The organism is Chitinispirillales bacterium, assembly GCA_031254455.1.
Classification (GTDB): domain Bacteria; phylum Fibrobacterota; class Chitinivibrionia; order Chitinivibrionales; family Chitinivibrionaceae; genus WRFX01.
This window is the reverse complement of the sequence record JAIRUI010000103.1, coordinates 40,320-49,319: the sequence shown is the minus strand read 5'-3', so window position 1 is coordinate 49,319 and position 9,000 is coordinate 40,320. Positions and strand designations below refer to the sequence as shown.

The window sequence follows — 9,000 nt, the reverse complement described above, 5'->3', positions numbered from 1 at the left end:
AAAAAACCGGCTTGGGATGATTTACAGAAATTTGAACGGCTGCTTAAGGAGATAAGAAATGGCTGAAAATAAGCATAATGGCATACTGAACGATTTAGTACGCGTTTTACAACGCGCCGCCGTTACTGAAATCAGACAGGGTAGCGTATTGAACGATGTCAGAATGTTGCCACAGTCAATAGAATTGGAAAAATGTATATTGGCTTCCGCTTTGCAAGACGAAGAAGTTCATAATGACGTGATGGAAGATATAAAAGAGGAATATTTTTATGATGAACGTAACAAAATAATTTTTGAAGCGTTAAAAAAACTTCAGGAAAATCATAAAGCGTTGGATCACGGATTGCTTGTCGAGCAATTGAAAGAAATGGGAAAATATGAGCATTCCGGCGGAGAAGCGTATTTGTCGGAACTTCTTACGACGGCAGCGACGGTAAGTAACGTTTTTGAGTATTCCGACGCGGTTAAAGATAAATGGATTTTGCGTACGCTTATTCGTACTGTTACGCAAATATCCGACGCTTGTTATGAAATCGGCGCAGATGCAAAAAAAACGCTTTTAGATGCAGAGCAGAAAATTTTTGATATAGCAAAAGGCGAAAGCGAGAAAAACGCTCCTATCCTTTTGAAAAAAATCATGAAAAAAGTTTATGATAATTTTAAGGTAAATACGAGTTCGGATGGGGTAACCGGCGTAAGAACTGGTTTTGAAGAACTTGACAAAACAACGACCGGATTTCATGAAGGCGATTTTATTGTAGCCGGAGGAAGACCTGGAATGGGAAAAACCGCTTTTGGAATTTCAATGGCGCTCAATATGGCAAAAGCCGAAATGGAAAAATTTGAAAAGAAAGAAATCAAAAATGTTAAACCCATAGTGATTTTTTCTCTTGAAATGCCGTCAGAACAAGTGGTTCATAGATTTTTGTCTATAGAATCGGGCATAAATCTAAAAAATATACGCGGCGGAATCAGCGGGGGAGAATATAACCGTGTTTTTGAAGCGGGCGGCAGAATAAGTAATTTAGAGATATTCATTAACGATTCCGCTGTCGGAGTTTCCGACGTAAATAGCAAATGTCGAAGAATTGCCAAAGAATACGGCGGACTCGGATGTGTTATGATAGACTATTTGCAGTTAATGCTTCCCAAAGACAGCAGAAATTATAATCGAGAGCAAGAGGTCGCGTTAATTTCACGTTCTTTGAAATATTTGGCGAAAGAATTAAGTGTTCCGATTGTTGCTTTGGCGCAGGTAAATCGTGATGTTGAAAAACATAAGTCTATCTGGAAAAGCGGTGACGGCGGGGATGATTTCGGTTCAAAACCGAATTTGTCGGATTTGAGAGAATCCGGGGCTATTGAACAAGACGCTGACATGGTTTTGTTTATTCACCGTCCGAGTTACTATTTTGATAAAGTTAACGAAAAGGATATGAATGATGATCAGCGTAAAAAATACAAAAGTATTAAAAATAAAGCGGAAATAATTATTGCCAAACAAAGAAACGGTCCTACCGGAACTATAAATTTGGGTTATATTCCAGAATGCGCCAAATTTGACAATTTTATAACTAAGGATGATTTTTCCCAAGAAAGAGAAGATGTTTTTTGATGGTAAAGAGCGTTGTGAATATTATATATAAGTTTTTGTATTCGTTAAGCCAAATAGTAAAGCTTACGGGAAGTGTTATTTATCGCTTTCCTCTTATTTTTAAAAATCCCGATTTAACTATTCGACAGATACAAATTATAGGAATAGGTTCAATCCCTCTCGTTTTGATAACTGGAGCGTTCATAGGCGCTGAAACAATTATGCAAGCGAATTTTCAAATGCGCGGACTCGCTCCAATGAGGTATTTGGGATATGCGGTCAGCAAGGCGCTTATTACCGAACTTGCGCCGGTGATTACCTGTTTTGTAGTTTCAAGCAGAATTTCTACGGCGATTGCCGCCGAAATAGGGAGTATGAAAACTACGGAACAATTAGACGCTATGTATTGTTTGTCGCTTGACCATATACGATACGTTATTCTTCCGAAAGTTGCCGCGGCTGCCGTTATGATGCCGGTTTTGGTTATATTCTCCGAACTTGTAGGATATTTAGCTTCCGTTTTTATAGCGTATGCTTTTATTGATATTACAATGTTTACTTATCTTGAAGGACTTCGACTGTTTTTTTATGCGCCCGACATGCTTATAGGTATTTTTAAAACGTCGGTTTTCGGGGTTATAATAGCGATTTCCGGTTCATATTTTGGGCTTGAATGTGTGAAGGGAGCTGAGGGTATAGGGGCTGCGACTACGCTTTCCGTTATGCTTTCGGCAATTTTAATTTTAGTGTTTGATTTTATCATGGCGTTAATTTTTCTTTAATAAAAGGAGTAAAGATGACACAAGTAGAGGATACGCCTATTTTGGAAATAAAGCATTTGGTAAAAAATTTCGGATCGAATAGGGTGTTGAAAAATGTAAATTTCAAAATTTGTGCAGGGCAGATAGTATGCGTTATAGGTCAATCAGGACACGGGAAAAGCGTTTTGATGAAAAATATCATGGGGCTTATGAGACCTGACGGAGGAAGTATTTTATTCAAAGGTGATGTTATCACGTCACCTCAAACACCTATTTCAAAATATGACGATGTTCGTCATAAATTCGGTTTTTTGTTTCAAGGAGCGGCGTTATTTGACTCTATGACAATTGAAGAGAATATTGCGTTTGCGCTTAGAGAAAGAACTGATTTTTCTCAAGAAGAAATTCATAAAAAAGTTCTAAAAAGTATTGCTATGGTAGGGCTTGATCGTGTTGAACATCTTATGCCTGCAGATTTGTCGGGCGGTATGCGCAGTAGGGTAGGGCTTGCAAGAGCGGTGGTTATGGAACCGGAAATCATGATTTATGACGAGCCGACTTCAGCGCTTGATCCTATTATGACCGATATGATTAACAATTTGATTTTGGATTTACGTAACCGTTTAAATATGACTTCTATTATAATAACTCACGATATTTCTTCTGCATATCAAATTGCCGACAAGATTGTGATGATTTATGAAGGGAATGTGATTTTTGAAGGCACTCCGGCGGAAATTCGCTCTAGCCGCGATAACTACGTTCAGAAATTTATAAGAGGGAACAGAAAGATATATTATGCTTTAGACAAAGACAATGAAAGCGAGAAAAGTATTGATATGAACGAGTTGCTAAATGCGAGAAAAGATAAAAAATTCGGAAGTGTAAAAGAGTTAAATGTTGTTTCCAAGATGCAATTCATTCCCAAAACATAAAATTAGAAGCGATGAGGATTATAACCAGGAAAGTTAAAGTGAAAAGGAAAATAAGCATAATAGGCGCCGGTATAAGCGGAATCGGAGCGGCAAAATCGGCTCTGTTTATGGGATATAAAGTGTTTTTATCGGATACCTGTCCAAAAGAAAAGTTGGAAGAAGAATTGAAAACAGCAGGAATTTTTGGCAAAATTGATTTTGAAGCCGAAAAAAACGGCGATGAAATTTATAATGCGGATTTAATAGTTGTTTCACCTTCAGTGCCAAAATTTTCTCCGATATTTTTCGAAGCGCAAAAACATAATGTGGAAGTTGTAGGAGAATTGGAATTCGCGTATCAATATAGCAAATGCAGATGGATCGCAATCACTGGAAGTACCGGAAAAAGCACTACAACCGCTCTGATAAATGCAATTTTCGATAGAACAAATATTCCGCATTATTTGTGCGGGAACATAGGAATTTCTGCGGCGGAATTCGCCGTAAAACTTCCGAAAGATGGCGTGGCGATTTGTGAAGTCAGCAGCTTTCAATTGGAAACTATAAAAAAATTTAAACCGGATGCGGCAATTCTTTTGAATTTATATCCCAATCACTTGGACAGGCATTCGTCGCTTGAAGAATATTATTCAATGAAAATGCGAATTTTTGAAAATATGAAAAACGGACTGATTATTATTAACGGCGACGATGAAAATGTTGAAAAATATAGCAAAGAAGTCGCGAATTTATCGCAAAACTCGGTCGTAAAATTCACACAAGATTTAAATTTGACAGGTATTGATTTTGAAAACATGAAACTTGTCGGAAATCACAATAAATTGAACGCGGCGGCGGCCGTAATTACTGCGGAATTTTTCGGAATTGACAAAAAAATTATTCAAAATGCGGTGAATGGTTTTTGCGGACTTGAGCATAGAATGGAGTTTTGCGGCGATGTTAACGGCGTAAAATTTTACAACGACAGTAAATCCACGACTGGTGAATCTATGCTTGCCGCTGTTAGAGGATTTAACGAGAAATCCGTTCATTTGATTGTCGGTGGAAAAGATAAAGGCGTTCCGTTCGGCGATTACGGAGGTACGATAAAAGAATACTGTAAAAATGTGTATGCAATCGGCGAAGCGGCAAAAAGAATCGGCGATTGTTGGGGAGAAATCGTTATTCAATGTCATACATTGCAAAATGCTGTAAAATCCGTACTGGAAACCGCAAAATTCGGCGATGTAGTTGTTTTGTCTCCGGCGTGCGCTTCGTTTGATCAATTTAAGAATTTTGAAGATAGAGGCGAACAGTTTAAAAAAATAGTGAAAAACGCGGGGACGGCATGAAAACGGAACAAAGCGCTTTTTTTAATGCGGACGGGTTTAACAAGTGTAATAAAATTATGCTGTCATGCGCTATTGTACTTATCGTCGTCGGCATAGTTTTTGTTTTTTCTGCGGACAATTCAAATATTTCATTTTCAAGTAAAGGTATAAAACAGATAATTTTTTCATTATTAGCCGTAATTCCCGCGGTATTTTTTACAATACTTGATCATCGCAAAACCGCTTCCGAAAATTTTTTGAAAGCGGCGCTTATTTTTTTTCTGGTTTTACTTATCCCTCTTGCATTTTGCGGAGCGTACTATAAAATTACCGAAAAATTTCGTCCGACGTATGTTACTTTAAAAAACGGTACACAAAAAGCGGTCGGCAAAGAAATACCGCTTAAGGTAAAAATCGCCGGACAAAATTTTGGTATATGGAGAATTAACGGTGCATACAGATGGATAATTTTAGGTCCTGTAAATTTTCAGCCTTCGGTCTTTATAAAAATCATTTTGATTCTTTTTACGGCATTAAAATTATCACAATCCGCCGGACGAGAAAGAACTGTTGACAAGTTACGCAGAATAAAAACGGAATCTGTAGGCGTTGTTTCACCATTTGCAGGCGTTGTATCAAAAAATAAAGATATTATAATATTTTCGCTTCTTACGATTATTTTGATTGTTGCGCAGCCAAGTAATTCTGTTGCGGTTTCAATCCTTTTGGTACTAATCGCAATGTTTGCACTGAAAAGTACAAAAAAGTTGACTAAAGCGCTTCCTTTGCTTTTACTCGGTACAATACTTTTATTTGTTGCAGTTTGGGGAATAAATTCTAATTTCCGAGAAAGAATAATAAAGCGCGGAGATAATTATCAAAGCCGCCAAGCCTTATTGGCAATAGGGAGCGGGGGAGTTTTCGGGTTAGGTATAGGGAACGGTGAGGCGAAATATAATCGTCTTCCTGAAATTGAAAACGATTATATTTTTGCGATTATTGCAGAGGAAACAGGATTTGTCGGCGCATTAATTTTCTTGTTGGTTTATATAAGTTTTATATTAGCGGGATTTAAAACGGCGATTGAAGCTGATGATGGCTTTTCAAAATTAACGGCGTTTGGGTTTACGATAAATTATGCATTTTCTTTCTTGTTTCATCTTTTCGTAAATCTCGGATTTGTAAGTACGGGCGCATCTCTTCCGTTTGTTAGTTACGGTGGAACGGCGGTAATAGCCGACGCTGTCGCTTTAGGGATTTTACTTAATATTTCTTCTTCAAAATACGGAAGGATTAAGGTTTGAAAATTTTTTTGGTCGCCGGCGGCACTGGCGGGCATATTTTTCCGGCTATGGCGGTCGCGCAAGAGATAAAAGTGAGAAATCCCAATTGTCGATTGCTGTGGATTACAACCGACCGTGCAAACGAAAAAGAAATAGCCGAACGTTTTGATATAGAAATGTTTTCGCTTGAAGTTGAAGGAATTCAACGGAAAGTTTCATTACAGTTGATTAGAGCGGTTATAAAACTTTTGAAATCTGTAATATTTATGAACAAGTATTTAAAAAAAAATAGACCGGACGCTGTTGTAGCTTTTGGGGGATATGTATGTGCGGCGGTTTTATTTGCGGCGAAATCGAATAAGATTCCTTATTTTATTCAAGAACAAAACACTGTTGCCGGTGCGGTTAATACTTTTTTTGCTAAAAAAGCAAACAAAATATTTTTGGGTATGCCGTTGATAAAAAATTTTAATGCGGACAAAAACTTAATGCAAATTACTGGAACACCGACAAGAAAAAGACAAAATTATAATAATTTTACCTTTCATGTTTCCGTTAATAAAAATAAGCGAACAATTTTAATTTGCGGTGGAAGCCAAGGGGCGATGTCGATGAATAAATTGTTGGTTAAAGCGGTAAAATGGTTCTCGCAAAATGATTTTCAGGTAATATGGCAAACCGGAACTGCAGGAGAAGACGAAATTAAGAAGTTATTTTCCGGCGACAAAAATGTAGCGGTATTCGCTTCGATTCAAGATTTGTATCCGTATTATTCGATAGCGTATCTTCTTATTGGGCGGGCGGGCGCATCTACAATAAGCGAAGCGCAATTATTCGCCTTGCCGTCAATTTTAATTCCGTTACCCTGGTCGGCAGAAAACCATCAATGGCACAATGCGCAATTCGCACAAAATTCCGGATGGGCGCTTTGCTTGGAGCAAAATGAAAAAACTTCTGAAAAAATTATTGATTTTGTGAAAAGTTACGAAAAAGACGGTGAAATTCACATAAAAATGAAAAATAATGCTTCAAAAAATATGATAAATGCCGCTGAAATTATTGCTGAAACCGTGTTGAATGTAGAATAATAATTTTTTATTTTCGGCATTTATTATATTTCAAAAAAGTAAAAAGGTGATTTGTTATGAAAAACAGTATAAGAATTGGTCTCGCAGGAGCCGGGACGGTTGGCGGCGGAGTGATTAAAATTTTGGCTCAGGAGATGTCGTTTTTTAGAAATAAACTGCAACTTCCGCTTGAACTAAAAAAAATTGCGACTCTTGAGCCGTCACGGTTGAAAAATTTTCCTGTCGGTACCGCCGAAATAGTCGGCGACGGGCTTGAAGTAGCGTCCGACCCCGAAATAGATATTGTTATAGAGCTTATCGGCGGAACGACTGTCGCAAAAGAAATAGTTTTAACAGCCATCGAAAACGGAAAACACGTTATTACGGCAAACAAAAAACTTATTGCGGAATGTGGTCCTGAAATATTTTCGGCGGCGGATAAAAAAAACGTATCTGTTTATTTTGAGGCGGCTGTAGGCGGCGGAATGCCTACAATCAAAACCGCGCGCGAGTCGCTTATAGGCAATAATACGGTGTCGTTTTACGGAATTATTAACGGAACTTGCAATTATATTCTCACAAAAATGACGGAAGAGGGGAGCGATTTTTCCGAAACGTTGAAAAACGCGCAAAAATTAGGATACGCAGAAGCTGACCCTACGCTTGATATCGACGGCGGCGATACCGGACATAAAATAGCTATTATGGCGTCGCTTTTGTTTGACGGATTTGTAGATGTTAATAAGATGCAAATCGACGGTATCCGAAATATTACTTCAGACGATATTAAATTTGCAAAAGATTTGGGTTACACGATAAAACTTTTGGGAATCGCCAAGAAAAACGCGAAAGATAAATCAATTATCGTGCGTGTAAATCCTGTTATGCTGCCGCAAAATCACATTTTGGCAAACGTTCGCGACGTATTTAACGCGGCGTTATTTACGGGAGACGCTGTCGGCGATATTATGCTTTATGGAAAAGGCGCGGGAGAACTTCCTACGGCAAGCGCTGTAATAAGCGACGTCGTCGATGTTGCGCGAAACATAGTGTCTGGAGATACTAAAAGAATTCCAATGCGGCTTTATTCTCGTGAAAACGAAATTGTATTGAAAACCGCTGCCGAAATAGCCAGCAGGTTTTATCTTCGTTTTACGGTTAAAGATCAGCCCGGCGTAATCGGCGTCATTGCGACAACGTTCGGGAAAAACAATATTTCTATCGCTTCGGTTGACCAAAGTGAAAGTCATGACGATGACTTTGTTCCGATAATTTTTACCACTGACGAGGCGAACGAGGCGGATGTTATAAATTCCGTGAGGGAAATTGAAAAAAATTCGTTTATTAAGGCGGCAACGCAGTATATTAGAATAGAAGAAAAGTAAAGTTTTAAAAATTTGGAGGTGTCAAGATGAGTAATGACGAACTTGAATTTGATGTTGGTATTTCAACGGCGGCAGGTAACAAGCCGACTGCAGCCCAGAAAAAAAATGAAGTAACAAAGACAAAAGAAAGCGGCTCAGAAGCGGCAAAAGAACCTAAGCCGGAATCTGTTAAACGTGAAGAAAAAGCAGAAACGGTTGATTTGTCGGCTAAACCTAAGCCGGAATCTGTTAAACGTGAAGAAAAAATAGAAATGTCTTCGTTAAATTTAGATGACGATTGTAAAGTTCGTTCCGTAAATGTGATTGATAAATTGGAAAAATGGCTTAAAGACAGCAACGGTATAAGATTTTGGTTAAAAGTTAAGGCTATTTGTATTCTTCCGTTTTTGCTGATTTTGATTGTTTTCATAATCGTTTACTCGACTTCTTTATCGGCGGCTAACAAGAAAACGGAAGAAGCGATAATAGCTAAAGAAGCGATAGAAACACAATTGGCGGAAAGTAATGGAAAAATTGAAGCATTGGATAAAACTATTGAAAAATTGCAAGGTCAAAATAGAAGGTTGACAAATGAAAATAATAAACTGAAGAAGCAGATAAAACCTGCGGCAAAACCGGTTACAAAACCTGCCGCTAACACAAAAAACAAAAAGTAAAAAATGGGA

General features: G+C 38.0%; 8 protein-coding genes. All 8 read left to right on the top strand.

The genetic code is table 11. The features are described 5' to 3' along the window. Positions 1-58 precede the first annotated feature (58 nt). From dnaB to LBH98_08155, 8 genes are read left to right on the top strand one after another with little or no spacing between them, the layout of a single operon-like run. Complete coding sequence (gene dnaB, locus LBH98_08190) at positions 59-1,615, top strand: replicative DNA helicase (GenBank protein MDR0304726.1); 1,557 nt, start codon at positions 59-61, stop codon at positions 1,613-1,615. Next, complete coding sequence (locus LBH98_08185; protein MDR0304725.1) at positions 1,615-2,376, top strand: ABC transporter permease; 762 nt, start codon at positions 1,615-1,617, stop codon at positions 2,374-2,376. The genes dnaB and LBH98_08185 overlap by 1 nt, the downstream gene beginning before the upstream one ends. 14 nt (positions 2,377-2,390) lie before the next feature. Beyond that, positions 2,391-3,290 (top strand): ATP-binding cassette domain-containing protein, encoded by a 900-nt coding sequence (locus tag LBH98_08180; GenBank protein ID MDR0304724.1) that lies wholly within the window; start codon positions 2,391-2,393, stop codon positions 3,288-3,290. 11 nt (positions 3,291-3,301) lie between these two features. Further along, complete coding sequence (gene murD, locus LBH98_08175; GenBank protein ID MDR0304723.1) at positions 3,302-4,621, top strand: UDP-N-acetylmuramoyl-L-alanine--D-glutamate ligase; 1,320 nt, start codon at positions 3,302-3,304, stop codon at positions 4,619-4,621. After that, positions 4,618-5,904 (top strand): FtsW/RodA/SpoVE family cell cycle protein, encoded by a 1,287-nt coding sequence (locus LBH98_08170; protein MDR0304722.1) that lies wholly within the window; start codon positions 4,618-4,620, stop codon positions 5,902-5,904. The genes murD and LBH98_08170 overlap by 4 nt, the downstream gene beginning before the upstream one ends. Then, a complete protein-coding gene (murG, locus tag LBH98_08165) occupies positions 5,901-6,971 on the top strand; it encodes an undecaprenyldiphospho-muramoylpentapeptide beta-N-acetylglucosaminyltransferase (GenBank protein MDR0304721.1) in 1,071 nt (356 codons plus the stop codon). Before LBH98_08170 ends, murG begins: the two co-directional genes overlap by 4 nt. 56 nt (positions 6,972-7,027) lie before the next feature. Then, complete coding sequence (locus tag LBH98_08160) at positions 7,028-8,335, top strand: homoserine dehydrogenase (protein ID MDR0304720.1); 1,308 nt, start codon at positions 7,028-7,030, stop codon at positions 8,333-8,335. 26 nt (positions 8,336-8,361) lie between these two features. Beyond that, positions 8,362-8,991, top strand: coding sequence for a hypothetical protein (locus LBH98_08155; protein MDR0304719.1), 630 nt, complete (start codon positions 8,362-8,364; stop codon positions 8,989-8,991). Positions 8,992-9,000: the final 9 nt, after the last annotated feature.

Excerpts from the sequence above, each read along its gene's own strand:
- LBH98_08180 (MDR0304724.1), top strand. The coding sequence starts at position 2,391 with ATGACACAAGTAGAGGATACGCCTATTTTGGAAATAAAGCATTTGGTA.
- dnaB (MDR0304726.1), top strand. The coding sequence starts at position 59 with ATGGCTGAAAATAAGCATAATGGCATACTGAACGATTTAGTACGCGTT.
- LBH98_08170 (MDR0304722.1), top strand. The coding sequence starts at position 4,618 with ATGAAAACGGAACAAAGCGCTTTTTTTAATGCGGACGGGTTTAACAAG.
- LBH98_08160 (MDR0304720.1), top strand. The coding sequence starts at position 7,028 with ATGAAAAACAGTATAAGAATTGGTCTCGCAGGAGCCGGGACGGTTGGC.
- LBH98_08155 (MDR0304719.1), top strand. The coding sequence starts at position 8,362 with ATGAGTAATGACGAACTTGAATTTGATGTTGGTATTTCAACGGCGGCA.
- LBH98_08185 (MDR0304725.1), top strand. The coding sequence starts at position 1,615 with ATGGTAAAGAGCGTTGTGAATATTATATATAAGTTTTTGTATTCGTTA.
- murD (MDR0304723.1), top strand. The coding sequence starts at position 3,302 with ATGAGGATTATAACCAGGAAAGTTAAAGTGAAAAGGAAAATAAGCATA.